Source organism: Galbibacter marinus (assembly GCF_000300875.1).
Lineage (GTDB): Bacteria > Bacteroidota > Bacteroidia > Flavobacteriales > Flavobacteriaceae > Galbibacter > Galbibacter marinus.
Genome location: NZ_AMSG01000073.1, coordinates 1 through 449, shown reverse-complemented (window position 1 = coordinate 449; position 449 = coordinate 1). Strand labels below are relative to the sequence as shown.

The window sequence follows — 449 nt, the reverse complement described above, 5'->3', positions numbered from 1 at the left end:
ATGGATTGGGCTTCGGGGGTCGCAGACTCGCCTAATGGCAACGCCTCATCCCGTTTTTGTTTAGAGTCCGACTGCATCCCACAACCAGACAATATGTTTATACCTTGCTTTAATATATTCTTTGCTGCATTTATATCCCTATTGTGGGCTTCACCACAAGATTCACAAGTCCACTCTCTGATAGAAAGTGTTAAATCTTGTTTTATCCATCCACAACTTGAACACGTTTTGCTTGATGGAAAGAATCTTTCAATCTTAACAAATTGTCTATCATTCCAATTAGCTTTATATTCAAGCATTGTGTAAAATGCACCCAACCAAACATCACTCATTGCTTGTGCTAAACTATGATTTTTCATGATATTCTTTACAGCTAAATCTTCGACTGATATTACATCGTGGTTTTTGATGATTTCAGTAGATATTTTGTGTAAGTAATCTTTTCTGAT

The 449-nt window shown here is 36.5% G+C and carries 1 protein-coding gene; it reads right to left on the bottom strand.

The annotated features are described in order from the left end of the window. The coding region (locus tag I215_RS15620) for an RNA-guided endonuclease TnpB family protein (protein ID WP_008992962.1) at positions 1 to 449 on the bottom strand (449 nt) is incomplete at both ends.